The sequence below is a fragment of the Vagococcus proximus genome, assembly GCF_029143285.1.
GTDB lineage: Bacteria > Bacillota > Bacilli > Lactobacillales > Vagococcaceae > Vagococcus_D > Vagococcus_D proximus.
Map to the genome: position 1 here is coordinate 259,660 of NZ_JAPDSH010000001.1, position 25,637 is coordinate 285,296.

24 protein-coding genes and 1 pseudogene are annotated in these 25,637 nt (G+C 35.3%); 23 read left to right on the top strand and 2 right to left on the bottom strand.

All coding sequences use genetic code 11. The annotated features are described in order from the left end of the window. From carB to OL233_RS01305, 10 genes are all read left to right on the top strand, one after another. The gene (carB, locus tag OL233_RS01260) at window positions 1-3,180 is read left to right on the top strand and encodes a carbamoyl-phosphate synthase large subunit (protein WP_275470558.1); all 3,180 of its coding nucleotides are present in this window, start codon (window positions 1-3) and stop codon (window positions 3,178-3,180) included. A gap of 24 nt (window positions 3,181-3,204) precedes the next feature. Continuing rightward, a complete protein-coding gene (locus tag OL233_RS01265; protein ID WP_275470559.1) occupies window positions 3,205-3,981 on the top strand; it encodes a dihydroorotate dehydrogenase electron transfer subunit in 777 nt (258 codons plus the stop codon). Beyond that, on the top strand, window positions 3,978-4,898 hold the full coding sequence (locus OL233_RS01270; protein WP_275470560.1) for a dihydroorotate dehydrogenase: 921 nt from the start codon (window positions 3,978-3,980) through the stop codon (window positions 4,896-4,898). The genes OL233_RS01265 and OL233_RS01270 overlap by 4 nt, the downstream gene beginning before the upstream one ends. Next, window positions 4,898-5,626 carry an orotidine-5'-phosphate decarboxylase gene (pyrF, locus tag OL233_RS01275; protein ID WP_275470561.1) on the top strand — a complete coding sequence of 243 codons (729 nt, stop codon included), beginning with the start codon at window positions 4,898-4,900 and terminating at the stop codon, window positions 5,624-5,626. The genes OL233_RS01270 and pyrF overlap by 1 nt, the downstream gene beginning before the upstream one ends. Further along, entirely contained in the window at window positions 5,613-6,239 is a 627-nt protein-coding gene (gene pyrE / locus OL233_RS01280) for an orotate phosphoribosyltransferase (protein ID WP_275470562.1), read from the top strand. The genes pyrF and pyrE overlap by 14 nt, the downstream gene beginning before the upstream one ends. 24 nt (window positions 6,240-6,263) lie before the next feature. Next, complete coding sequence (locus OL233_RS01285) at window positions 6,264-6,962, top strand: carbonic anhydrase family protein (RefSeq protein ID WP_275470563.1); 699 nt, start codon at window positions 6,264-6,266, stop codon at window positions 6,960-6,962. A 120-nt stretch (window positions 6,963-7,082) separates the two neighbouring features. Next, window positions 7,083-7,997: a Gfo/Idh/MocA family protein gene (locus OL233_RS01290; RefSeq protein ID WP_275470564.1), complete on the top strand. Its 915-nt coding sequence runs from the start codon at window positions 7,083-7,085 to the stop codon at window positions 7,995-7,997. Window positions 7,998-8,026: 29 nt separating this feature from the next. Then, the gene (locus OL233_RS01295) at window positions 8,027-8,776 is read left to right on the top strand and encodes an HAD-IIB family hydrolase (protein ID WP_275470565.1); all 750 of its coding nucleotides are present in this window, start codon (window positions 8,027-8,029) and stop codon (window positions 8,774-8,776) included. Between the two features lie 150 nt (window positions 8,777-8,926). Beyond that, window positions 8,927-10,168 (top strand): chloride channel protein, encoded by a 1,242-nt coding sequence (locus OL233_RS01300; RefSeq protein WP_275470566.1) that lies wholly within the window; start codon window positions 8,927-8,929, stop codon window positions 10,166-10,168. A gap of 78 nt (window positions 10,169-10,246) precedes the next feature. Then, the gene (locus OL233_RS01305; protein WP_275470567.1) at window positions 10,247-11,116 is read left to right on the top strand and encodes a DUF975 family protein; all 870 of its coding nucleotides are present in this window, start codon (window positions 10,247-10,249) and stop codon (window positions 11,114-11,116) included. A gap of 40 nt (window positions 11,117-11,156) precedes the next feature. Here OL233_RS01305 and OL233_RS01310 read toward each other — a convergent pair whose 3' ends face one another. Further along, the gene (locus tag OL233_RS01310; RefSeq protein WP_275470568.1) at window positions 11,157-11,591 is read right to left on the bottom strand and encodes a universal stress protein; all 435 of its coding nucleotides are present in this window, start codon (window positions 11,589-11,591) and stop codon (window positions 11,157-11,159) included. 183 nt (window positions 11,592-11,774) lie between these two features. On the opposite strand from OL233_RS01310, the gene OL233_RS01315 reads away from it, so the two are divergent. The 6 genes from OL233_RS01315 to OL233_RS01340 all read left to right on the top strand — a co-directional run bounded on the left by OL233_RS01315 (window position 11,775) and on the right by OL233_RS01340 (window position 20,345). After that, on the top strand, window positions 11,775-14,573 hold the full coding sequence (locus OL233_RS01315) for a helicase C-terminal domain-containing protein (RefSeq protein ID WP_275470569.1): 2,799 nt from the start codon (window positions 11,775-11,777) through the stop codon (window positions 14,571-14,573). Between the two features lie 76 nt (window positions 14,574-14,649). Beyond that, entirely contained in the window at window positions 14,650-15,126 is a 477-nt protein-coding gene (locus OL233_RS01320; RefSeq protein WP_275470570.1) for a cell wall elongation regulator TseB-like domain-containing protein, read from the top strand. Between the two features lie 41 nt (window positions 15,127-15,167). Continuing rightward, window positions 15,168-16,484, top strand: coding sequence for an asparagine--tRNA ligase (gene asnS, locus OL233_RS01325; protein WP_126830778.1), 1,317 nt, complete (start codon window positions 15,168-15,170; stop codon window positions 16,482-16,484). Between the two features lie 279 nt (window positions 16,485-16,763). Further along, the gene (locus OL233_RS01330; RefSeq protein ID WP_275470571.1) at window positions 16,764-18,443 is read left to right on the top strand and encodes an ABC transporter ATP-binding protein; all 1,680 of its coding nucleotides are present in this window, start codon (window positions 16,764-16,766) and stop codon (window positions 18,441-18,443) included. An 89-nt stretch (window positions 18,444-18,532) separates the two neighbouring features. Next, a complete protein-coding gene (locus OL233_RS01335) occupies window positions 18,533-19,288 on the top strand; it encodes an alpha/beta fold hydrolase (RefSeq protein WP_275470572.1) in 756 nt (251 codons plus the stop codon). A gap of 118 nt (window positions 19,289-19,406) precedes the next feature. Continuing rightward, entirely contained in the window at window positions 19,407-20,345 is a 939-nt protein-coding gene (locus OL233_RS01340; RefSeq protein ID WP_275470573.1) for an NPCBM/NEW2 domain-containing protein, read from the top strand. Between the two features lie 8 nt (window positions 20,346-20,353). On the opposite strand, the pseudogene OL233_RS01345 reads toward OL233_RS01340, so the two are convergent. Further along, window positions 20,354-20,476: pseudogene (locus OL233_RS01345) on the bottom strand (transposase); the annotation flags it as partial. A gap of 659 nt (window positions 20,477-21,135) precedes the next feature. Here OL233_RS01345 and OL233_RS01350 point away from each other — a divergent pair. From OL233_RS01350 to copZ, 7 genes are all read left to right on the top strand, one after another. Further along, window positions 21,136-21,777 (top strand): hypothetical protein, encoded by a 642-nt coding sequence (locus tag OL233_RS01350; RefSeq protein WP_275470574.1) that lies wholly within the window; start codon window positions 21,136-21,138, stop codon window positions 21,775-21,777. Next, window positions 21,767-22,177, top strand: a complete 411-nt coding sequence (locus OL233_RS01355; RefSeq protein ID WP_275470575.1) for a hypothetical protein — start codon at window positions 21,767-21,769, stop codon at window positions 22,175-22,177. Before OL233_RS01350 ends, OL233_RS01355 begins: the two co-directional genes overlap by 11 nt. Before the next feature lie 769 nt (window positions 22,178-22,946). After that, the gene (locus tag OL233_RS01360) at window positions 22,947-23,129 is read left to right on the top strand and encodes a hypothetical protein (RefSeq protein ID WP_275470576.1); all 183 of its coding nucleotides are present in this window, start codon (window positions 22,947-22,949) and stop codon (window positions 23,127-23,129) included. A 138-nt stretch (window positions 23,130-23,267) separates the two neighbouring features. Further along, window positions 23,268-23,735, top strand: a complete 468-nt coding sequence (locus tag OL233_RS01365; protein ID WP_275470577.1) for a hypothetical protein — start codon at window positions 23,268-23,270, stop codon at window positions 23,733-23,735. A 96-nt stretch (window positions 23,736-23,831) separates the two neighbouring features. Then, window positions 23,832-24,410 (top strand): hypothetical protein, encoded by a 579-nt coding sequence (locus OL233_RS01370; protein ID WP_275470578.1) that lies wholly within the window; start codon window positions 23,832-23,834, stop codon window positions 24,408-24,410. Window positions 24,411-24,955: 545 nt separating this feature from the next. Next, window positions 24,956-25,399, top strand: coding sequence for a CopY/TcrY family copper transport repressor (locus OL233_RS01375; RefSeq protein WP_275470579.1), 444 nt, complete (start codon window positions 24,956-24,958; stop codon window positions 25,397-25,399). Window positions 25,400-25,423: 24 nt separating this feature from the next. Next, a complete protein-coding gene (gene copZ / locus OL233_RS01380) occupies window positions 25,424-25,636 on the top strand; it encodes a copper chaperone CopZ (protein WP_275470827.1) in 213 nt (70 codons plus the stop codon). The last annotated feature ends 1 nt before the right edge of the window (window position 25,637 follow it).

Below are 25,637 nucleotides of genomic sequence, written 5' to 3' on the forward strand. Positions count from 1 at the left end.
ATGGCAAAACGAACTGACCTAAAAAAAATTATGGTGATAGGCTCTGGCCCAATAGTAATTGGGCAAGCCGCAGAATTTGATTATGCAGGAACACAAGCTTGTCTTGCACTTAAAGAAGAAGGGTATGAGGTTATCTTAGTTAATTCAAACCCAGCGACAATAATGACGGATAAGGAAATCGCAGATAAAGTTTACATCGAACCGATTACGTTAGAATTTGTCTCACGTATCTTAAGAACGGAACAACCTGATGCGATTGTACCAACTTTAGGTGGTCAAACAGGACTAAACATGGCGATGGAATTAGCAAAATCAGGCATATTAGAAGAGTTGAACATTGAATTATTAGGAACAAAACTATCAGCTATAGATCAAGCTGAAGACCGTGATTTATTTAAACAACTGATGGAAGAACTAGATCAACCGATACCTGAAAGTGACATTGTAACAACAGTAGAAGAAGCGGTAACATTTGCAGCGACAATCGGTTACCCTGTTATTGTTAGACCTGCTTTCACGCTAGGTGGAACAGGTGGCGGTATGTGCGACACGCAAGCTGAATTAGAGGCGATTTGTGAGAATGGCTTAAAACAATCTCCAGTGACACAGTGCCTAATCGAAAAAAGTATTGCAGGGTTTAAAGAGATTGAATATGAAGTGATGCGAGATAGTCATGATAATGCATTAGTTGTTTGTAACATGGAAAATTTTGATCCTGTAGGTATTCACACGGGTGACTCAATTGTATTTGCGCCAACACAGACCCTTTCAGATGTTGAAAATCAAATGTTAAGGGAAGCATCGTTAAAAATCATCAGAGCGTTAAAAATCGAAGGCGGTTGTAACGTCCAGCTGGCTCTTGATCCACATAGTTTTAACTACTATGTAATTGAAGTTAACCCACGTGTGAGTCGTTCATCAGCTCTTGCGAGTAAAGCGACAGGCTATCCTATTGCGAAGTTAGCGGCTAAGATTGCAGTTGGCTTAACATTAGATGAAATGTACAATCCAGTAACTGAAACAACCTATGCTCAGTTTGAACCAGCTCTAGATTATGTGGTAGCTAAAATTCCACGCTGGCCTTTTGATAAGTTTGAAAAAGGTGAACGTCTACTTGGGACACAGATGAAGGCGACAGGGGAGGTTATGGCGATTGGACGCAATATTGAAGAAGCGTTGCTAAAAGCTGTCCGTTCCTTAGAAATAGGAGCGCCTTATATGGAATTAAAGGAGTTGGCCGAGTGTACGGATGATGCCTTAATTGAAGGAACCGTTCGTGCGAAAGATGATCGACTTTTCTACTTGGCAGAAGCGATTAGACGTGGCTATACGATAAAAGAATTATCAGAGCTGACGAAAGTTGATTTGTTTTTCTTAGATAAATTGCTTCATATTATTGAATTAGAACAGGAATTAGTAACATCTAAACATGACGTGGCTGTTTTAAGGCATGCTAAGAAGTATGGCATCCCAGATGTGAAAATCGCCGAACTTTGGGGTGAAAGTGAATCAGAAGTTAGAGAATTTCGAACAGCGAACCATATCCAACCTGTCTTTAAAATGGTGGATACTTGTGCCGCAGAGTTTGAATCAGCAACGCCTTACTTCTATAGCACTTATGAGGAAGAAAATGAAAGTCTCGTATCAGAAAAAGAATCAATCCTAGTCTTAGGTTCAGGACCAATTCGAATCGGGCAAGGGGTAGAATTTGATTACGCAACGGTTCATTCAGTAAAAGCAATCCAAGAACTGGGATATGAAGCTATTATCATGAACAGTAACCCTGAAACAGTCTCGACGGATTTTTCAATCTCAGACAAACTTTATTTTGAACCACTAACATTAGAAGACGTTCTAAATGTTATCGAATTGGAAAAACCTAAAGGTGTCATCGTTCAATTTGGTGGACAGACAGCCATTAATTTAGCGGAGCCTTTATCAAAAGCAGGCGTTAAAATCATAGGAACAACAATTGAAGATTTGGATCGTGCGGAGAACCGTGATTTATTTGAACAAGCCTTAAAAGAATTAGACATTCCTCAACCTCCAGGTGATACGGCAACAAGCAGTGAAGAAGCGGTGGCGATTGCAAGTCGAATAGGCTATCCAGTCTTAGTTAGACCAAGCTATGTTTTAGGTGGCCGAGCAATGGAGATTGTTGAAAATGAAGAGGATTTGAGACGTTATATGGTAGAAGCGGTTAAAGCCTCGCCAGAACATCCAGTTTTAGTTGATAGCTATTTAGTCGGGATGGAGTGCGAAGTCGATGCAATCTGTGATGGGAAAGAAGTACTCATCCCTGGCATCATGGAACACATCGAACGTGCGGGTGTTCACTCGGGAGATTCGATGGCCGTCTATCCTCCACAAAATTTAAGTGAGGAAATGAAGGCAACGATTGCCGATTATACGACTCGCTTAGCTCTAGGATTAAATTGTTTAGGGATGATGAATGTTCAATTCGTTATTCATCAAGATGTGGCGTATGTCATTGAAGTTAACCCCCGAGCAAGTCGAACAGTACCATTTTTAAGTAAAGTAACGGATATTCCAATGGCTCAAGTGGCGACACAATTAATTTTAGGGAAAACATTAAAAGAATTAGGCTACGCTAAAGGACTAGCACCTGAGAGCAAGCAGGTTCATGTTAAAGCACCGGTCTTCTCCTTTGCTAAGTTATTAAAAGTTGACACCTACTTAGGACCAGAGATGAAATCAACAGGTGAAGTTATGGGAACCGACCAAACTTTAGAGAAAGCTCTTTATAAAGCCTTTGAGGCAAGTGGCATGCATCTTCCGACCTATGGTTCAGTCTTGTTGACAATCGCAGATGAAGCAAAAGAAGAAGCGTTAGAAATTGCCAAACGTTTTGCAGCTATCGGCTACCGTTTAGTGGCAACAGAAGGAACTGCAAAATTCTTAGAAGCATCTGGTTTAGGTGTGACTGAGATTTCTAAAATTGCCGATGAGACAGGACGTACGATATTAGACTATATTCGCGAAGGAGATGTTCAAGTCGTCGTTAATACCATGGATAAAAAACGGACAGTTGCAACAGATGGTTTCTTGATTAGACGAGAAGCTGTTGAACATGGTGTCCCATTATTCACTTCGCTTGATACAGCACGCGCTATTTTAAAAGTATTAGAATCACAAGCCTTTAACGTTAAAGCATTGTAAGAAAACACATTCTAGGAGGAAACCATGAAGCAAGAGATGATGACAATCGTGACCCAACGATTATTAGCCCCACAAATTTATGAGATGACCTTAACCGGTGAGTTGGTTAAGCAGATGATTATACCTGGACAGTTTTTACATTTAAAAGTACCGCGTGCTGACTTACTTTTGCGCCGCCCTATTAGTATAAATAAAATCGATCACGAGAAAAATGAGTGTGCGATTATATACCGAGTAGAGGGAGATGGAACAGATGTATTAAGTCAGTTGCAATCTGGAGATAAGGTAGATGTGATGGGGCCTCTTGGAAATGGCTTTCCAATAGAAGAGGTGAAAAAAGGTGAAAAAATTCTGATTATCGGTGGCGGTATCGGAATTCCACCTTTGTATGAATTAAGTCGTCAGTTAGTAGCAAAAGGTGCTGAAATCATCAATATTCAAGGATTTAGAAACCGTGAAACCATCTTTTTTGAAGAGGAATTTAGAGAACTCGGTGAGATGCACATCGCCACATCAGATGGGAGTTATGGTACGGAAGGCTATGTTTGTAAAATTTTGGATACACGACTAAAGGAGTTTAACCCAGACGCGGTTTATGTGTGTGGCGCAAATGGAATGTTGAAAGTGGTAAATGAACGCTTTATCGACCATCCAAGAGCATACCTATCGCTTGAAGCTCGTATGGCGTGTGGTATGGGTGCGTGTTATGCCTGTGTTTGTCCAAAAGCTAATAGCGAAACGGAGACAATGCGAGTATGTAAAGAAGGCCCAATAGTAGCGACAGGGGAGGTAGCACTATGAATCGATTAAGCGTATCATTACCAGGTTTAGAGTTGAAAAATCCAATCATGCCAGCCAGTGGGTGCTTTGGCTTCGGTGAAGAGTATGCCGATTATTATGATTTAAGTGAATTAGGGGCCATCATGGTAAAGGCGACAACAAAAGAATTACGCCTAGGTAATCCCATGCCTCGAGTAGCAGAAACAACGAGTGGTATGCTAAATGCGATAGGACTTCAAAATCCAGGTTTAGAAGACGTTATGGCGAAAAAATTACCTTACCTTGAACAATTTAATGTCCCGATTATTGCGAATGTGGCAGGAGCTACAGTAGAAGATTACGTAGCGGTTTGCCGAGAAATAGGAAAAGCACCTAATGTGAAAGCAATCGAGCTTAATATTTCGTGTCCTAACGTAAAAGAAGGGGGTATTGCTTTTGGGACTGATCCTCAAGTGGCCTACGACTTAACGAAAGCAGTGAAAGAAGTCGCTACAGTACCGGTCTATGTTAAATTATCACCAAATGTAACAGATATTGTGCCAATTGCTAAAGCAATCGAAGCAGCTGGAGCAGACGGGCTCACGATGATTAATACATTACTGGGAATGAGAATCGATCTTAAAACCCGCCAACCTATTTTGGCGAATCAAACGGGTGGCCTATCAGGACCAGCTATTAAACCTGTGGCAATTCGCTTAATCAAACAAGTAGCAGAAGCAGTCACGATTCCAATTATCGGGATGGGTGGTGTGGCGACCGTTGATGATGTGCTAGAAATGTATATGGCTGGAGCAAGTGCAGTTGCCGTCGGAACGGCTAACTTTGTAGACCCTTATATTTGTCAAAAATTAATTCAAGCGTTACCTAAACGAATGGATGATTTAGGAATTGAAACACTGACACAATTAATTGAAGAAGTGAAGGGGGAACGTAAGTAATGAAAAGACCGATTATTGCATTAGATTTACCAAGCCGTCAGGCGATTGATGACTTTTTAAGTCACTTTCCAAAAGACGAGTCATTGTATTTAAAAGTTGGAATGGAATTATATTATCAAGAGGGGCCCGCGATTGTGAGATATTTGAAAGAATTAGGGCATGATATCTTCCTTGATTTAAAAATGCATGATATTCCTAATACTGTAGAACGTGCGATGAAAGGAATTGCTGGTTTAGGAATCAAGTTAACTAATATTCACGCAGCTGGTGGGAAAGAAATGATGGTGGCAGCAGTGAGAGGATTAGAGACGGGGAAACCTTCTGCTCAAACACGACCTCAACTTATCGCAGTTACTCAGTTGACGTCCACATCAGATGAACAAGTTAAAGAGGAACAGTTAATACCAGTCGGCGTTTCAGAAAGTGCGAAGCATTATGCAAGGTTAACACATGAGAGTGGAGTGGATGGTGTAGTTTGTTCAGCCTTAGAGGTTGAGGCAATTAAAAAGGCAACAGCATCCGACTTTATCTGTTTAACACCTGGCATTAGACCTAAAGGTACAGAAATTGGAGATCAAAAAAGGGTGGTGACACCAGAGATGGCTTATACAATTGGATCTGATCTAATAGTCGTTGGCCGTCCCATTACTCAAGCAGAAAATCCTTATGAAGTCTATCTAACAATAAAAAAAGAATGGAATGGAGAGAAATCAGATGCCAACACCTAGTCAATTAGTCGCTCAAAAATTATTAGAAATAAAAGCGGTTAGCTTGCAACCGACAGAGCCGTTCACATGGGCAAGTGGGATTAAAAGCCCAATTTATTGTGACAATCGTTTAACAATGGGATTTCCAGAAGTGAGACGCTTAATTGCAGAAGGCTTAGCTGATAAAATAAAAGAATCTTATCCAGATGTTGAGGTGATTGCAGGAACAGCAACTGCTGGCATACCTCATGCTGCTTGGGTATCAGAAATTCTTAATCTACCAATGATTTATATTAGAGGAAAAGCAAAAGGACACGGTAAAGGCAATCAAATTGAAGGGGGTCTTCACGAGGGGCAAAAGGTTGTGATTATAGAAGATCTAATTTCAACTGGAGGCAGTGTTTTAGAAGCAGTAAGTGCGACTGAAGAAGCAGGCGCAAGTGTGCTAGGAGTGATGGCTATCTTCACCTATGGATTACCAAAAGGCATACAGGCTTTTGAAGAAGCGGGTGTAACGGTCGATACCTTATCAAGTTACGATATTTTAATCCAAGAAGCCTTAGAAATTGACGCAATTAATTCTGATGAGTTAAAATTATTACAAAGCTGGAAGCAAGACCCAACGGCTTGGTAATAAGATAAAATAGGGAGTGATTGGATGACAATACAACATATTTACACAGAGAAAAAGGAAAAGTTAGCTGATTTAGCAGCCTTACCTTTAAAAAACTTTGAAGATGGGATGCAAGTTTTTCAGTACCAATCACCTATTGATTTTGGGGATGTTAAGGAAGTTGTTTCGGAACCAGAATTAGATTTAACTCTTCATTATGAGACAGAAGAATACAAGCAAGATGTTTTTGGTGGATCGTATCACTTAGTCCCACTTGAAAATAAAAGCTACTTAACATTTGAAGGGCAACGTTTTGATTTAGTTGATATTCATGTCCATTTTCCAAGTGAACATACCTTCAAAGATCAAGCGAGCAAATTTGAATTCCATATCGTACATGAAAGTGCTGAGGGAGAGAACTTAGTTATTGGTATCTTATACGAAGGAGTAGAAGATGAGTATCTAGAAGAAGGACCTGAGAGACGTGATGTCATGAAGGAGCTTTTCTTAGAACGAGAGAATATGACTTTTAATCCAAAAACATACTTACCACAGCCGTTAAGTTACTATCATTTTGTAGGCTCACTAACAACGCCACCGTACTCTGGACCAGTATTATGGTTCATGATGGATGAGATGCAGTACGCGAACATGTCTATCATTAAACGAGTAAAAGAGCATGTGCCGATTAACAATAATCGTGTCACATTTGATCTACAAGATCGTATTATTTATCATAATTAATAAAGGAGTTGGGAGTCTGATTAGGCTTTCAACTCTTTTATTTTAATAAGCCGTAGAAATTTGCTATACTTTTAAAAGAAGTCAGCCATTTTAGGCAGAGAAAAGTGAGGACGATAAGAGATGAAAATAGGTGTTATGGGCTTAGGTAATATCTGCCAAAAAGCTTACTTACCGATAATGAATAACATGAGAGCAGATATTGATTGGCATTTTTATTCACGTCAAGAAGAAAAATTAAAGGCATTACAGCAACAATTTGGGTGGCAAAATGTAACAACAGATTTTGACCAGTTTTTATCATCAGGCATCGAAGCTATTTTTATTCACACACCAACAGCGACACATAGTGAGCTTATTAAACAATTTTTAACAGCAGGTATCCACGTGTTTGTCGATAAACCAGTAAGTGAGGAGTTTGATGACGTTCAAGAATTACACGACTTAGCGGCTGAAAAAAACTTAGTATTAATGACAGGATTTAACCGACGTTATGCGCCGTTAAACACTGAACTGAAAAAGGTAGCGGATAAACGTTTAATTATCGCTCAAAAAAATCGTATGCAGCCTAAGACGGACGTAAAATTTGAAGTCTTCGATATGATGATTCATATGGTTGATACGACGCTGTATTTATTAGATGAGCCGATCGAAGAAGCAAGCTATGAGGTCGTGGCGACAGAAGATGGACGTTTAAGACGGGCGATGATTTTATTTAAAACAGAAAATACAACTGCCATAACGTCAACCAATATGGAGGCAGGTGCTCATACAGAGACGGTTGAAATCCAAGGTTTAACTGGAACTTATACTGTCTCTAACTTATCTGAATTAGTAAAAAACGAACGAGGCACTGTTCAAATAGAAGGGTTTGGTGACTGGGAAAATACCCTAGCGAAACGTGGGTTTAAACAAGCGATTGACTTGTTTGTTGATGTGCTTAAAACACAAGATAAACGTGTTGTAGAACTAGCTGAACAATCGTTAGTGACCCATTATTATGTTAATAAATTATACCAAAGCTATTTGGAAAATTAGGGTTTAGGTATGTTATAAGGAGGAGTAGTATGAATTTTGTTTTTGATATGGACGGGACAGTCTGTTTTGATGGCATGACGATAGACCCGAGAGTGACGTCATTTTTAGCGGAAGAAATCCATCGTCATCCATCACATCAGCTTGTTTTTGCATCGGCTCGGCCAGTGCGTGATATGTTACCACTGCTACCAACTGATCTAAAGGATTGTCATTTAATTGGGAGTAATGGCGCTATGCATTATAGTGGATTAGAAGCCAAATGGTTTGAAACCATCAAAAAAGAAGATGCTTCTTATATTCGTGAGTATGTCTCACATAAGCAGCTAGATTATTTATTTGATGACAAATGGAATTATGCGTGCCAAGGTGACACATTGAGTTTACTTAGAAGTCGTTTAGATATTTTAAAGAAAGCACAAAATGTAGCGATTACGGCTGTTCATGAGCCTGTTAAAATTTTGGTGAGTAACTACTTAAATGAGACAGAATTAATGACAGATTTTGCTCATCTTGGTGTAGATTGTAATATATATCCTACAGAGCGCTGTTTAGATGTGACAAAAACGGGTGTCAATAAAGCATCAGCAATTGAAAAGGTTCTCGACGGGGCTTCTTATGTGGCCTTTGGAAATGATAGAAATGATAAAGAGATGTTACGACAAGCTAGTTTTGGTGTGGGCGTGGGGTCTAGTCAAGAGATAAAAGAGATTGTGGATAGGATGGTAGAAGAAAACCCATTACAAATTATCCAACAAGTGAAACAAATTTTAGCAAGTTAGCTAGATAGTTGTATTTTATTTTAGTAGGACTTATGGTAGTCTTAAGATAATAAAATAACAAGTTGAGTGAGGACATTTACTAATTGAGAGGCATGACCTGTCTTCTTTTAGTAGATGTTTTTTCTTTTTTGATAGGAAAGGTCGAACGTGATGAAAGTAAACAGTCAAATTAAAAGTCTCGGTATCTGGTTAATAGTGAGTAGTATGATTGGAGTGGGGATGGGGCTCCTGTCTGCCTTTTTCTTAAAAAGTTTAGCGGTCGTAACAGCGATTCGAGAGACGAATCCTTGGTTATTACTGGGTTTACCTTTAGTAGGAATGACAACAATCTATTGTTACGAGCGATTTGGTGGTGAGTCTAAGCGAGGAAATAATTTAGTGATTGAACGAGCCAATGGCGGGCAGGAAAAAATCCCCATGCAGCTTATTCCTCTAACCTTATTTGGTACAATTGCGACTCACCTATTTGGTGGTTCTGTTGGCCGTGAAGGAACAGCTGTTCAAATGGGAGGAGCCTTAGCAGAAAAAGTGGCCTCGTTGTTTAAATTAGGACCTCTTGATAGAGAAATAGTTATTATTTGTGGTATAAGTGGGGGATTTAGCAGCGTGTTTGGTACACCGTTTGCGGGTTGTATGTTTGCCCTTGAAGTTCTTTGTATTGGTAAATTAAGAACACCTGCTTTAATACCAAGTCTTATAACGGCCCTTGTAGCTTACGGCACAACGGTTTTATTAAAGGTCAGTCATACTCATTACCAAGTTGGAGAGTTACCCAGTTTTAGTGTAGCTTTACTTTTAAAATTGTTAGTGTGTGCTATCTTGTTTGGTCTTGTAAGTCGATTATTTAGTTGGGGAATTCGTCAATTAAAAGAGACATACGCAAAGTTTATTAGGAATCCGATTTTAAGAATTGGTTTTGGAGCAATACTAGTGCTTATGTTAGTCCTATTGATGGGGACAACTCGTTATAATGGATTAAGTTTACCACTGTTGGAAGAGGCTTTTAGTGGGGAGCATCATACCTGGGATTTTCTAAATAAACTAATATTAACAGTCTTCTCGTTAGGTGCAGGTTTTCAAGGTGGGGAAGTGACACCGTTATTTGAAATTGGTGCTACGTTAGGAGCGACCTTGGGCCAAGTGTTAATAATTCCTGTCGGGTTTGTAGCAGCTCTTGGCTTTATAGGTGTCTTTTCAGGAGCGACCAACACACCTATAGCGTGTTTAATAATGGGGATAGAGCTATTTGGAGAGGATATGATAGGGTGGCTATTACCTATTAGTGTGATAAGTTACCTTGTATCAGGACAAGTTGGTATTTATAGTTCACAACAACATTCTACTACTAAATTAGGACTGATTAAAAAAAATATGATTTTTTATAAAAAATAGGTTTAATACTTAATTTACCATAAAAATAAGTGTTGTTTTATGGTAAACTTAGACTATTAATTTTTAGGGGGAAAAGTTTTGTTTAAAACAAGTGCAACATTAAAACGTGATGCGAAACATATGTTAAAAGGACGTTGGAAAGATGCAATTCTATTAAATATTGTGCCATCATTATTAAAGGTATTTTCTGTTTGGATAATTTCTATTGTTCTTGCAGGTGGTGTTTTTCTTGCATTAGTATTAGGTTCAGTAATAACTGATGAGGGAACGGTATCACCAAGAACAGAACAAGTAGGTGGGGACATTTACGATAATGGAGACCTAGAAGGTGATGACTTTGACAGCCTTTTAGAAGAGTCCGAAGATAATTTTGTAAATTCAAGTGGTAATGCAGGTTCTAGTATATGGAGTGCGCTCATTTCAATACTGATTGGATTTATGACTATTGGGATTTCATTTACATTTATTGAAATTTATCGTGATCCAACACGTAAAATCACACCAATGGCGGATCAATTTAGAATGTTTAATGGTAAAGACTTTGTTCCATTGTTTCTAATTCAATTATTAATGACTGTTTTTACAGCATTATGGTCAATGTTATTCGTAATACCAGGAATCATTAAGTCATACTCTTATTCACAATCTTTTTATATTTATAAAGATTTATCAGAGCATGCTGAAACAACAAGTGTTAGTGCAACTAGCTATATAACAGAAAGTAGAGCTTTGATGAATGGCCATAAAGGTCGCTTATTCTATATCGATTTAAGCTTTATCGGTTGGCATATTGTATGTTGGTTAACATTAGGTTTAGGTTATTTTGTATTGTACCCATATATTAATGCAACAAAAGCCGCTTTTTATCGTGATTTATCAAAAGATCGTTATACGGCTGCTGCAGCAAATGCAACAAATACAGATGAAGCTGAATGGACAAATTTTTAAATTAAAAATACTCCTCATGAAAATGAGGAGTATTTTTTGTTTATCTTACAATTAGAACCGGACATTTAGCGTGAGTTGTTACATAATTTGTAGTTGACCCAATTAAGAGCTTATCTAGACCAGATTTACCTGTTGAGCCAATAACAATGAGATCAATAGCAAATTCTTCGGGAACTTCTGTAGCAATTATAGTCCTGATTGAGCCTTCTCTGAGGATAGGTACCACTTTTTTTATGTTTTGTCTCTTAGCATCTTCAGAGAGTCTGTCTAATTCTTCATGTGCTTCTGCAATTCTTTCTTCTAACAACCCTTCAATTACGTAAGGGGCAAAGGGGTCAATACGTGTGTCAACAACTTGTAAAATAATTAAGTCAGCATCGTTTTGTGAAGCAAGTGTAACGGCTTGTTCGAATGCAAGTGTGGCATTTTTAGAACCATCATACGCAACTAATATCTTTTCATAACGTTGGAACATAAGTAAAACCTCCTTTTCTTTTTGTATCTTTATTATACCAACTTCTTTTAAATAAAGGAAGTAAACGCTTTCTTTTCGGTTGGAGGTACAGAGAATTTGTTTTTTTAATGAAATGATAGGTGAAAATAGGTATAATTTGAAATGAGAGTTAGTAGATTAGGATAGAAGAAAGTAGGGACGGTCGTGGTAAAAAGTCAAATGTATGCTGTTGTCGATTTAGAAACAACAGGAACCAATCCAACAACAGACCGTATTATACAGTTTGGTTGTGTCTTTATTAAAGACAATCAAATTATATCGACGTATGCAACAGACGTTAATCCAAAGTGTAAAATACCAAAACATATTGAAAAATTAACAGGTGTTAGCACTCTTCAAGTGGCAAATGCACCGTATTTTGAAGATGTTGCTCCTGAGATTGCTGAGATGCTAAAAGGATGTGTCTTTGTTGCTCATAATATTTATTTTGATTATCACTTCCTAAGTCAAGAATTGAGTCGTTGTGGCGAGGAAGAGTTAACATTAGCAGGAATAGACACAGTTGAACTGGCACAACTATTTCTCCCGACAGAACCAAGTTATCGTCTTGGAGATTTAGCAGAAGCCTATGGGTTTACACATGATAGACCTCACCAAGCAGATAGTGATGCGGAAGTAACCGCAGAATTATTGTTATTAATAGAAGAAAAAATGATGTCATTGCCAATCGTAACATTAACTTCAATTGTTAAGCTTGCAGGCCCATTAGGGATGAATACAAAGGATTATATTGAACTAGTGTTGGAAGAGATGTTAAAAGATGTCCCGCCGTTACAAAGTGGCATACAATTAATCGGAGGATTGGCTTTACGCAAAAAAGAAGTTCCCACGTTATCAGTCAATGAAGCCGCAGTTTATCCTGAAAGTAAAGCGAAGAAGGTGAAACTTTACGCAGAAAAATTTGATTACCGAGCTGCACAAGGAAAAATGATGAACATGGTTCACCGATTTTTTACAACGCCTTTTCAAACAGAACCGATTGAAAAAGTGGACCGGTTTGCTGGGAAAAATATCGCTATAGAAGCTTCTACAGGAAGTGGTAAATCATTTGGTTATTTATTACCGTTAAGTTATCTTGCGACTAAGGAAGAGCCTGTGATTATTAGTACAGTTTCAACTGTTCTACAGACACAACTGGTGACGCGTTCAATCGCAGAGGTTAATCGTTTAAGACCAGATGCTTTATTAGGGACTTTGGTAAAAAGCCATCGTCATTTTATCGATTTAGAGCGATTTTCTGCAAGTTTGGTGTCGCCAGTCCCGCAGAAACAGTATGCGATTTATCAAATGAGGCTATTAGTCTGGTTAACAGAAACTGAAACAGGCGACTTTGATGAATTAAACTTAACGAATTTGAACCATGCCTTATTCAGACATGTCAGACATCAAGGCGTCGGCTATTTGTCTGAAACTTCTGATTTTTATGACGTTGATTTTTGGAGACACCTTCAAAAGAAAGTCGCTCAGAGTAATGTGATTGTAGTCAATCATGCCTTTTTGTGTGAAGAAAATCGCAGAGAAACACCGTTATTACCTGAAAGCAAGTATTTAATTATAGATGAGGCTCATCATCTTCCAGAAATAGCACAACAAACATTGGCACGTCAGATTAATAGTTATCAATTTAGTAAACTATTGGCAGGTCTTTTTTATGAGGATGACCGACAAGTTGAGTTAAAAGCATTGTGGGAACAAACAGCATGGCAAAGTTGGTTACGCCCACTTAAAACGTGTGTAACAGAATTAGCTGATTTATTTGAGGATTTAAAAGAAGATATTATAGAGGGAATTTTAATAGATGCAGGTGGTCAACAAGATCAAGAGTGGTTAGTGACGAATGAGATTCTAGGTCGTATGCCCATTTATACAAGTAAAAATGTAGAACAGTTGCTATTACTTTTAAAGGATGCGGTAACTCTTTCGGAAAAACTAGAAGAGGCTTATCAAGCAGAAATTGATAAGTTTACCATAAGTGATCGTGCCTTGATGATGCAGTGGTTGTCAGAGGTAGAGGAATTGAAATCGTATCGAGAGTTCTTTGTCCAATTTGTAGCCACGAATCGAGAGGGACTATTGAGATGGATTATGATTAATAGTAAAAATCAACAGTTAACGGCTTTTTACTCTGACTTGGAAGCGACCACTGTTACGAATGCAACCTGGTACCAACGCTATGAAAAAATCCTTTATACAGGTGGAACGATACGCGCCGGAAAGGATACTCAGTTCTTGGGTAGAAGCTTAGGACTCGAGTACCTGCCCTTTAAATCAGTTCCATCAGCGTATGATTACAGTAAACAAGGCAGGATATACGTCCCAACAGAAGCAGTTAATCAGCAAGTCGTCAGTTCTTCGGAAACAATTCAGTTTATTTGTGAGACATTGGAGAGACTTATGAGTGAACAAACGCGGTCTGTTCTCGTTTTATTTAGTGCTCATCATCAACTTCAAACGGTTTATCATCGTTTAAATAAGACGTTAGGTGAAGGACAGGGAATCGAAGTTTTAGGTCAGGGGATATCAGGATCACGTGAGAAAATCATCAAACGATTTGAACACGCTAATCAAGCTCTGTTACTTGGTGCAGCCTCATTTTGGGAAGGGATTGATTTACCTGGAGAGAGTCTTGAAGTGATTGTTGTGACGAAACTACCGTTTGATTCTCCAGATCGTCCTTATGTTAAAGCCAAATATGAGTCTTTAGCCAATCAAGGTGTTGATTCCTTTTATAAATATGCATTACCGAAAGCGTGTATTAGATTAAGACAAGGGTTTGGTCGTCTCATACGTTCAGAAACAGATAAAGGAATTATGATTATGCTGGATCCGCGTTTTGTCAAAGCAAAATACAGTCCGACCTTAATAAAAGCTTTACCACAAGATTTACCGATTATTGAAAATAATGTCACTGAAATACTGAAAGATATGAAAGATTTTCTCTAAATATCTAGATTTGACAGTCACAACAGTGTAATATTCTGTTATAATATAAAAATACGATTAAAAAAAGGAGGCTGAAATGAGGAAAAATATTTTAATTGGAATAAGCTTTGTTTTAGTTACCTTTATTTTCACCACAATAGTCTTTGTGATTCGAGGAAATCGTCCGATGGTTCAAGCTAAAAAAGAAGCTATAACCATTGCAAGCAAACACGCTGATCTAAAATCAGTAGATAAATTTTATTGGTTTACTCGTAAAGAGACCACGTATACTCTTGTTGGGAAAAATGCTAAAAATGAAGGCATTATTGTTTTTATTCCAGAAGATGGTAGCGAATTAACAGTCTGTAGCCAAGCTGATGGTATTACAGAAAATGAAGCACTAAAAGTGGTTGATGATGAAATTAAGCCCCATCGTCTTCTAAAAGTTTCCCTAGGTTTGGTTGAAAATGATCCCACTTGGGAAGTAATGACAGAAGATGAAGATGGTGTTATTTCTTATTATCTTGTTGATTTTGGAATTGGTAAGATTATCGGAAGTATGACAAATGTTTAAAATGTAAGTAAAACTTATTAATTATAGAATGGAGAAAAGACATGAAAACAGTACGTATTATTGATTCAAAAAAACATGTAGGCGAAACAGTTAAAATCGGAGCCTGGATTGCAAATAAACGTTCAAGTGGTAAAATTGCTTTCTTACAGTTACGTGATGGCTCAGCTTTCTTCCAAGGTATCGTTGTAAAAGCTGAAGTATCAGAAGAAGTATTTGAAAAAGCTAAATCATTAAGCCAAGAAACAGCTGTTTATGTGACAGGTGAAATTCGTGAAGATTCACGTTCAAAATTTGGTTATGAAATCGGTGTAACTGATATCGAAGTAATCGGTGAAAGCCATGATTACCCAATTACACCAAAAGAGCACGGAACAGAGTTCTTAATGGACCACCGTCATTTATGGTTACGTTCATCAAAACAAAATGCAATCATGCAAATCCGTAATGCTATTATTTATGCAAGTTATGATTTCTTTGCTAAAAATGGGTTCATCAAATTCGATAGCCCAATTTTATCAGGAAATGCTGCTGAAAATACAACTGAATTATTCGAAACAGATTACTTCGGTCAACCTGCATTCTTATCACAATCAGGTCAATTGTACCTAGAAGCTGGCGCAATGGCTTTAGGTCGTGTATTCGACTTCGGTCCAGTATTCCGTGCTGAAAAATCAAAAACGCGTCGTCATTTAACAGAGTTCTGGATGATGGATGCTGAGTATCCATTTGTAACGCATGATGAGTCTCTTGATTTACAAGAAGCTTACATCAAAGCATTAATCCAAGGTGTATTAGATAATGCCTCATTTGCTCTTGATACATTAGAACGTGACACAAGCTTATTACAAAAATACATTGATACACCATTCAAACGCGTATCTTACGATGATGCTATTTCATTATTACAAGAACATGAAGCGGATGAAGATACCGATTATGAGCATTTAGAACATGGCGATGACTTTGGTTCTCCACATGAAACTTGGATTTCAAATTACTACGGTGTGCCAACATTCATTATTAACTACCCAGCAAGCTTTAAAGCTTTCTATATGAAACCTGTACCAGGTAACCCTGAACGCGTTTTATGTGCTGACTTATTAGCGCCAGAAGGTTACGGAGAAATTGTTGGTGGTTCTGAACGTGAAACAGATTACGATGCTTTACGTCAAAAAGTCATTGATTTTGGATTAGATCCAAAAGATTATGAATGGTACTTGGAACTTCGTAAATTCGGATCAGTACCTCACTCAGGTTTTGGTTTAGGTCTAGAACGTATGGTGACATTCGTTGCAGGAACTGAACATATCCGTGAAGCTATTCCATTCCCACGATTATTAAACCGTATTGAGCCATAGAGATAAATTTAAGTTAAACCTCCTAATTTTTTAGGAGGTTTTTTATTTGATTTAAGACTCTGGAGCTTAGTAGTAAGGATCTGCTACACCATTTGATTTGAAGGAGCAAAAAGAAAGCGTTTACTTGTGTTGATTCATATTATAGAATTAAATATCGGCCTGTAGCAGATAAATATTTTTAAAGAGGAGATAATAATGAATAGTATTAGATTTTTTGTTAATTACTGTTGGACACATAATAAAAAGTACATAATTTATACATTAGTATATCAATTGTTAATGTCAATTTTACCGTTATTATTAGTTGTATTTCCAAAATTCATTATAGATGAATTGGTAGGTTCTAAAAGAGTAGAGTATCTAGTTCTTTACGTATTAATACTTTTAGGCTATCAGCTGATAGGAGGATATTTGGCAAATATTTTCAAAAAAAAGGCCTTTATTGAGAAATCACTACTTTTTATCAAGTTTCAATCTGAGTTAACTAAAAAAATGGCAACAGCAGATTTTGAAAGAATAGAAAGTTCCGAATTCTTAGATCAAAAAGAAAAAGCCTCTAAATTTTTATATGGGGAGGGTCAAGGTTTTGGTGCTGTTTTTGATAATTTTGCTAGTATTATTGGTAATCTAATTATTTTTATAGGAATTATCGGAATTATTTCAACTTTAAATATTTTTTTGTTATTTATTTTTGTATTATTATCTATCGCTACTAGTTATTTTGATAATAAAACAAAGCAAAGTCATGTTGAGTGGGATATGGCTAAATCCCCAATTGAAAGAAAAACAAACTATTTGATTAATCTAGTTGAGTCTTTTCAGTATGCTAAAGAAATTAGGATTTTCAATCTTTCATCATGGCTGACAGCCAAAGTAGATAAACATTTGAGTGAAGGGAATAATTTTTATACCAAACAAATTGAGGCATCTGTTAGAGTTGAAACTATTAATTTGATTTCTAGTTTTATTAGAGATGCTGTAACCTATTTATTTTTAATATCTCAATATTTAACAAACAAAATATCAATAGGAGCATTTTCTATGTATGTGACATCTATTGCCACATTTAGTTCATTGTTAAAACAAGTATTGGAAAGTTTGGCTACGATTAGGCAATATGAAAATTACTTTGAGGCGCTATCTTTATATCTACAAGTGACACCTGTAAAAAAGAATTTGGTTACAGCTGAGAGTTTGCCTACAGACTTTATTGACATGACTTTTAAAGAGGTCTGGTTTAAATATCCTGGTGCAGATGACTATGCTCTAAAAAAAATAAATTTTAAAATACGTGCAGGAGATAATATAGCGATAGTTGGAGAGAATGGATCAGGTAAAACAACTTTAATAAAATTGATCTGCCGATTATATGTTCCGACAAAAGGAAAAATATTAATTAATGGTTTAGATATACAGGATTTTGAAATTGAAGAGTATTCGAAGTTGATTTCTTCAGTTTTTCAAGATTTTAAATTATTCTCTTTTAGTATCAGAGAGAATTTAGTATTCGAAAATAAAAATAATATATCTGATTGCTCGATGTATAAATCATTGAAAGATAATGGTTTTAATATTGATAAATATCAATTTGGTCTAGAAACATCAATATATAAAAATTTTGATATCACTGGTTTTGAACCATCTGGTGGAGAAGGACAAAAAATAGCTCTAGCGCGAGCAGAATTAAAGAATGCTCCAATTATAATACTTGATGAACCAACAGCTGCAATGGATTCAAAAGCTGAACTTGAGTTATATTCGCGATTTAATTTGTTGACCAAAAATAAAACAGCCTTTTACATTTCACATAGACTGGCCAGTACTAAATTTTGTGATTATATTTTTTGTATAAAAGAAGGTGAAATAGTTGAAAATGGGTCTCAAGAAGAGTTGCTTTTAAAAAATGGAATTTATAAAGAACTTTACGAGATGCAGTCGGAATTATATGTAGTTAAATAGGTTATTTTTAATCATATATTTTGTATCTTTTCCGAACACCCTTTATAGTAAAAGTAGGCACAAAAGTAGATTAAGTAGAGGTGAGGCAAATGTTGAAAATTAGAGAACGACATATACATGATATACCTGTTCTTGAGGTGATAGATGAAAAGTACTTAAATGAACCAAGACCTCTTATTATTTTTTATCATGGGTGGCAGACTAATAAAGAATTACTATTGACACAAGGAAGACGTTTAGCAGATAAGGGATTTCGAGTGATATTGCCTGATGGGATGCATCATGGTCAGCGCAAAGTAGCTGAGAAGTCATCAGTTCCTTCTGTAACATTCTTTTCAACCATACAATATAATTTAATCGAGTTTGATGTCATCATTAGATATTTCAAAGAACGTCAATTAATTTTAAAGGATAGAATTGGTGTCGGTGGCTATTCAATGGGGGGGATGACTGTAGCAGGACTCTTGACTCAACATCCAGAAATAAAAGTAGGAGCAAGTATTATGGGAACGCCTAGCCCAGTAGAGTATGCGGCTTCTATAAGAAGTGTAGCTGCAAAAAGAGGTTATCACGTGCCATCGTCGCTTGAAGAGATTCATTCATGGTTGCCTCAATTTGATTTATCAGAATTACCTGAAAAAGTAGCAGGCCGCCCTTTGTTAGTTTGGCATGGGACTGAGGATGAAAAAATCCCTTATGATCCCGTTGAAAAGGCATATCAGAAAATGATGGCAATGGAGTCAGGTAAGAGTATACAGTTTTTAAAAGGGGAGAATGAAGGGCATCTTGTAACGATTGACTTAATGGAAACTATTGCTGATTACTTTGAGGAATATATGGCGTAACGAAATTGATTTATAAATTCATAAGCTTAATGTAAGTAATATAGTAAAAAAAACTCTAATAACGGTTTCAATAAAAGTGTTATATTGATATAATACTTTTATTGAAAAGGAGGATTTTATGAAAAATTACATCGTGATAGCTATTATTCTAATCAGTGTGGGGGTATCAATCTTCGGTTACTATAGATTGAAAATTGATAATGATAAGAGAGAGAAGAAAGATTTTTTAGCGCTATTTATTGGACAATTGATTCCATTATTTGCGTTAATTCTACCAATGTTATTTCCGCAAGAGGGGACTAAGGTTTTCTTTCCTGAGATGGAAAAGAAAATTGAAGAAAATAAAACATTGAAAAAGGAAATTTCAGAAAAGGATAAAATTATTTCTAATTCGAACTTAGAGGAAGATAAATTAAATAAGAAGTTAAAAAATCTAAGTGCTAAGAATTATGCTGACTTAAAAAAAGTGAATTTGGTTGAAGATGGATTAAAAAAAGATAATCAGATTTCTATAGCTACAGTAGATGATTCGCAGTATATTGAAGCAAAAGATATGGCATCAATATTAGATCAATCTATTCAGTATGATGAAGTAGATGGTAATTTATATGTTGGTGGAAAATCAGGTAAAGTGACTAAAGAAGCATTAGTTGATGATTATTCTATTTTGTATAGTGGGAGCAATTATCAAAGTTTTGGGGACGCTGAGCGTGATATTCCTGAAGATTATACGGTTGCGGGGAAAGAAATATCGGATGGTTTTATTATAGGAAGTAGCAGTTATCAAGATAGTTATGTCCTTATAAGATTAGATGATAAGTATTCTTCGATTACTTTTGATGTAGGAAAAGCGGATATAACTAAAGGTAATGATATAGAGAATGGAAAATTAAGCATTGAATTGGATGGTAAAGAGAAATATAAAGAGACAGTTAATGCTGAAATTGCGTCACAACAGTATCAGTTTGATGTTACAGGAGCTAAAACATTAAAATTAAGTATGACTAAAAGTTCATCAGAATTTGCTTTTTATAATGTGACATTCACAAAAAAATAGGCTCTACGTCAAATGCTGTGTATAACGTTAAAATTAATCATAATACGGTGTTTAAAGTTTAAAAAGTTTCTATAGCCATAGGCTACTCGTTTAATAACCTTTATTTTGTTAATACTCCCTTCAAGAGGTCCCATTCGTGTAAGAGTGATAATCAAAGGTGTTCTGTATGCGTGATAAGTGATGTGAGAGTATTCTTAACGAGGTGCTCATATAAGATGAAATCAATGGTTTCGACTGGAGAACAGAGTCTTTAAATCCATTAAAATCATTTTATTTTGAATAATAACGGAAAATTTTTCAGTTTATTCAAACAAGAAATGTATTACGGAATCATTTTCACTAGTTTTGAAGAATTCAAAATGAATTTATTATTATTAGCACGATCGAATTGAGGCTAAATTTGGTGAGTCGAGTCTCTTGTTGTTTAAAATTAAAATAAAAAGGAGTAGATTTCTCTACTCCTAAAAAGTCCAACTTTTGGGGTTCACTACAAATCCCTAGCTTTCTTTCCCGATTTAATACAAGTTTTTTTCATTACATAAGCTAAATCATAAAAAAGCCAATTTTTTTTTAAACTGATTTAAATATTAAATTTTAAAAAAATACAGATTGAATTTATGAGTATAATAATGGAGTGGCAGTTATTATTATTTGTGAGATAGGCACTAATTTTATTTGGCTGTTGTTTATAAAAAAATTGAAATATAGTGCACTAGTTCTTGTATGTTTAGAAAAAATAGCGGGATTGAATAGTGTGAATCAGACAATTAGAGGGGACTAGATAAGAAGAATGCTAACTAACAAACTCATCCAGACAAAAGCTAATCTTGGAAAAATATATGAATTAAGAGAAGCAGATAAGGTTATTGGTAGAACTGAAATACCACTAACTTTTAAAAGACAGATTAATAGTTCAATAGCAAATAAAAATTATAAATTACAATTTTCTTATATTCAAGAGGCATTGAACTGGTTTGTCCATTCTAAAAATATGAAATTACTTCCCTTTCAAATTTACGATGAAACGAATGTGTTGGTGGGGTCGGTATGCGAAAGAAGAGCAAGACGATTTTTTGGTTATTCTTATTTTGAATTAATTTACAAGGGTGAGTCTTACTATTTTTATAAAATAGGATTAGGAAAAAAAGGATTAAAAATACTAATGTATAACGCTGAGGATAGTCAAGTGGGGTTAATTGAAAAAGATAGTGTGTTCTATGATAACAAAAGAACTTACACCATACATACTTTAAATAGACACTATCAAATGTTGGCGTACTTTTTTTCAGTCTATTTCAACAACGCCTTTTATTCACCAAATGAAGTGGTAGGTAAATCGAAACATGTTGAGTATGAGTACACGTTTAATAAAGAATTAAAGAATAAATATGATCCGAGTTTTTTAGAAAGAAGGTATGAAGATGAGAAATAAATATAAGTTGTTTTTTCTTCTTTGCGCAACGGTGTTTATTATGGCAAGTTGTTCAGGATCAAAAAACATTCAGAAAAAATGGAAAGCGGAAGATGCGGTTAATAAAGTATTTTCAATAGAATTTAAAGATAAGGAAATGATTGTTTCAAATGAAAACAAGACTGAAAAACTAGCATACAAACAAAACGCGGTTGGCGTATCTAATGGAATAAAATACTATGGTATAACTGTTAACAATCAAAGTTATTCTGTGATATTTCCTGAGAAAGGAAACGAGGAATTGGCGTTATTGATGAGGATATCAGGAGATGATTATTTAGATGGGACGCTAGTCTACGCCATGAATACGAAGGAACAGCCAGACTACAAAGAGTATGCAGTAAAATTTTTAAATAATTAAATAGATTGTTTAAAAGGTCATGAAGAAGTTGATGAGAAAGAGAAGCTGAGGTAATTGCTTCTCTTTTTTAGTAGTTCACTTAACATTGCCAAAAAAATAACGACATCAAAAATGATCGCGAAGTATGGGGGAAGGGAATTTACAACTGGTATTTCTTCGTTGGATGTTACTTTTTGATTGAATCATGGTCTGTAGCGTTAGTAAGCGCTGCAGTATTAGCTAATCCTATAGCTATAGCAGTTGGTATAGCTTTTGCAAATAACTGGCTTTGAGATGATTTCAAAGGTGTAAAAAATTTCGAAGATAATGTGGACAATGCGGTTGTTTCTGGATGGAATAAAGTATCTAATAAAGTTGGAGATTTTTTTGGAGGAGTTTTTGCATGATAAATAATTCGGAAATCAAAAAAAGGTGAAGTTTATAATATCTCTTTTGATAATAAAAAAGTAATAGTAGGTTGGGTATTGTTATTAACCCAAGAAAATGAAGAATACCTGATAAGACAAAATACAGGAATAATCGGATTAGGAAAACATAAAATTAGTCGGAAAATCTATAAATCAAATATAGATTTTAGAAATAAAATAATCTCTAAAGATGAAATGAAGAAAGCCATGAAAAAAAATCAGAACACAATTATATTAGTGTTTGCTGTAGTGATAATATTAATTTCACGTTTGCTTTTTTTACGGTAACAATATTTTAAACAAAAAAGTAAGTGAATACTTAATAATAAGAACAGACAAATAATATGAAAAATCAAATATTATTGCTAATAGACAGTGTCGTTTATTTAAGTGAAGGTATTGTTCCATTAATGATTGTGACGAGACAACCAATTCTTCGTATAAACAACGTAGAATGTTGTCTAGATTATGCGGCTGGTTTCGTATTGAATACAGCTATTGATTTTGTATATGATAAATTGAAAAAACTGTTGGGAATGCAATAAAAGCAGGAGTAGATTGGATGGGGCATTATGGAAATAATTACAAAAGAAAAAGAAAAATAAAAATATACTTATTTGTACACTAATCATGAAAATAAGACAGCTATTTACTACGAAGGGAAGTATCAACATTTTTATAAATTGAAAAATCAGAATTTTGATAAAAAGTGGGGATTTGTTTCATTATTCCTAGCGCCGTTAAGTTTGATTTTAAATAATAATGTTCTTGGAGGCATTATAATAAATTACTTTCTTGCCTGTTTCTTGGGTTTGATTTTAGGCTGTATATTCTTATTTTTTCTCCACCGTTCGTATTCCTCAAATCAATTAACTAAAATAAATTTGAGTATACAAGAAATTGAAGGTTGTATAATAAATTTTAAAAAAATAAAAGGAATAAAAATAGTATTATTACTGGTATGGATTTTCTTTTTCATTTTGATATCGGTTATGTTCTTTGATGAAACAAACTATACTTCGTTACTTTGTGTAAGTATACTATGCTGTTTTTTATTGCCACTTATGAAAAATATGAATTTCATTAGACATAGAAGAGTAACTAGATCATTGGAAGAATTATTAAATCAAATGAAAGTAGGTAACTTATAATCGAATTGTAGGTTATTTTGATTATGCGGGCTGTTTTTATTCCCAAGGTCAATTGACTTTATGGGACACATTAATAGTTAAGATTGGAGTTTTTCTATGAGAAGATATATTTGGTTGGGAGATAGTAAATATGGTGGAAGCGTATATTGGGATAAAAAAAGAGATGTCGCAGTTAGAGACGGAAGTATAAAAGTATCTGCAAAGAAAAGTAAATCAAATAAGTATCTAATTGGTGGACTTTTTGTTTGTCTTATTATCATTAGAGTGATTCCTTTATTTTTTAAAATGAAATCTATTAATAATGAAATTGATAATATTAGCACGATAGTGTTTGCTATCTTTTGGGCAACGTTATTGACGCTAGTCATAAATCGTATGATGTATGGAAATAGTGAAGACTATACTGATACTAGCCTTGAAGATGCGATGCATGCAATCAGAAGTACTGGCTATTTGGAGAATCCATTGATTTTTATGCTCTTAGACAAAAGGCTTCATTACATGGTATTAGTTTTAGTTGTATTGTTTATTTCTTTTGGGCTATCTCAGGCAATACCTGATTTGAATAGCTTACAAGAATTTATTCGTATACCAACTATGATTTTATTTATCAGTATACCCGTTTATATGCTCTATCTTGTAAATTTTAAGAAAGACAATAGGTTGAAATTATGATTATAATAAAGGAGTTTTTTCTTTCTATAATTTTAGGAGTAGCAATCGCAGGATTATTAATTGTAATTTTTGTGAATAACCCTCAAACGTGGTATAAAACAGCTAAAAAAATCAAGTGTAAACTGAAAGATAAATAAAAATGTATAGATAGATTGAATAGTTATATTGAAGAAATTACTGAGTAATGAAGTTTTTATATAAAAATAAAGTTCTAAATTATCAAGTTTAGTTTTAAAAATAAAAGTTTACAATCAGGGATTACAGTTGATGTTGTTCTGTATGTTTTTAACAATATTTATAGTTCACATGAATATTTTTGGACGAAAAAATATACAATGATTTAATCAATAACAAACACGAGAAACCTTAAACCTAGAAATTTTGACATATACTAATGCATTTGTAGATGTTGTATCAAAAGCTAGAGCATAGCCTCTAGCTTTTTTGTTTTTCGGTTATTTATCGTTGACAAATGTAAACGCAGAGGGTAAACTTGATTTGTAGGATTACAAACGTAAACACTAAATGAATGAGGAGGGTCAGTAGTGAAGTCAGATGTTATTAAAATTAGTGAAGCAGAGTGGGAAGTGATGCGTGTAGTATGGGCTCAAACTAGAACAACCAGTCCGGAAATCATTTCTCATTTAAGTGAAACAAAAGAATGGAAACCGGCGACGATTAAGACGCTCCTCGGTAGATTAGTCAAAAAGGGAATGCTTAAGACAGAAACTCAAGGAAATAAATTTATATATGAAGCATTGGTCACTGAAGAGCAAACAATACGCAGTGCAACAGCCGAATTATTTTCTCGTATTTGTGCTAAAAAAGTAGGGAAAACGATAGCAGAGATGATAGAGGAAGCAGAACTGACTCGTGATGATTTAGTATTGATTCAGCAAGCACTCATTGAAAAAGAAAAAACAGCAGTTGAAACGATCGCCTGTAATTGTATTCCAGGGCAATGTGATTGTCCAGACCATAAAAATTAATAGAAAATGAAAGAAGGATTAATGATGAAAAAAGTAGAGTTTAATGTAAAAGGAATGTCGTGTGAGCATTGTGTCGCAACGGTTGAAAAAGCAGTGACAGAATTAGAAGGCGTCAAAAAAGTTAAAGTGAACTTAAAAAAAGAAAAAGCGACGGTGAAATTTGATGAGTCATGTTTGACAACACATGATATTATTTCAGCAATCGAAGCGAAAGATTTTAATGCAGAGGTGATGTAAG

What these genes read in the sequence shown, in the direction of transcription:
- carB (WP_275470558.1), top strand. Translation starts at nt 1, where the DNA reads ATGGCAAAACGAACTGACCTAAAAAAAATTATGGTGATAGGCTCTGGC.
- OL233_RS01265 (WP_275470559.1), top strand. Translation starts at nt 3,205, where the DNA reads ATGAAGCAAGAGATGATGACAATCGTGACCCAACGATTATTAGCCCCA.
- OL233_RS01270 (WP_275470560.1), top strand. Translation starts at nt 3,978, where the DNA reads ATGAATCGATTAAGCGTATCATTACCAGGTTTAGAGTTGAAAAATCCA.
- pyrF (WP_275470561.1), top strand. Translation starts at nt 4,898, where the DNA reads ATGAAAAGACCGATTATTGCATTAGATTTACCAAGCCGTCAGGCGATT.
- pyrE (WP_275470562.1), top strand. Translation starts at nt 5,613, where the DNA reads ATGCCAACACCTAGTCAATTAGTCGCTCAAAAATTATTAGAAATAAAA.
- OL233_RS01285 (WP_275470563.1), top strand. Translation starts at nt 6,264, where the DNA reads ATGACAATACAACATATTTACACAGAGAAAAAGGAAAAGTTAGCTGAT.
- OL233_RS01290 (WP_275470564.1), top strand. Translation starts at nt 7,083, where the DNA reads ATGAAAATAGGTGTTATGGGCTTAGGTAATATCTGCCAAAAAGCTTAC.
- OL233_RS01295 (WP_275470565.1), top strand. Translation starts at nt 8,027, where the DNA reads ATGAATTTTGTTTTTGATATGGACGGGACAGTCTGTTTTGATGGCATG.
- OL233_RS01300 (WP_275470566.1), top strand. Translation starts at nt 8,927, where the DNA reads ATGAAAGTAAACAGTCAAATTAAAAGTCTCGGTATCTGGTTAATAGTG.
- OL233_RS01310 (WP_275470568.1), bottom strand. Translation starts at nt 11,591, where the DNA reads ATGTTCCAACGTTATGAAAAGATATTAGTTGCGTATGATGGTTCTAAA.
- OL233_RS01320 (WP_275470570.1), top strand. Translation starts at nt 14,650, where the DNA reads ATGAGGAAAAATATTTTAATTGGAATAAGCTTTGTTTTAGTTACCTTT.
- asnS (WP_126830778.1), top strand. Translation starts at nt 15,168, where the DNA reads ATGAAAACAGTACGTATTATTGATTCAAAAAAACATGTAGGCGAAACA.
- OL233_RS01330 (WP_275470571.1), top strand. Translation starts at nt 16,764, where the DNA reads ATGTCAATTTTACCGTTATTATTAGTTGTATTTCCAAAATTCATTATA.
- OL233_RS01335 (WP_275470572.1), top strand. Translation starts at nt 18,533, where the DNA reads ATGTTGAAAATTAGAGAACGACATATACATGATATACCTGTTCTTGAG.
- OL233_RS01340 (WP_275470573.1), top strand. Translation starts at nt 19,407, where the DNA reads ATGAAAAATTACATCGTGATAGCTATTATTCTAATCAGTGTGGGGGTA.
- OL233_RS01350 (WP_275470574.1), top strand. Translation starts at nt 21,136, where the DNA reads ATGCTAACTAACAAACTCATCCAGACAAAAGCTAATCTTGGAAAAATA.
- OL233_RS01355 (WP_275470575.1), top strand. Translation starts at nt 21,767, where the DNA reads ATGAGAAATAAATATAAGTTGTTTTTTCTTCTTTGCGCAACGGTGTTT.
- OL233_RS01370 (WP_275470578.1), top strand. Translation starts at nt 23,832, where the DNA reads ATGAGAAGATATATTTGGTTGGGAGATAGTAAATATGGTGGAAGCGTA.
- copZ (WP_275470827.1), top strand. Translation starts at nt 25,424, where the DNA reads ATGAAAAAAGTAGAGTTTAATGTAAAAGGAATGTCGTGTGAGCATTGT.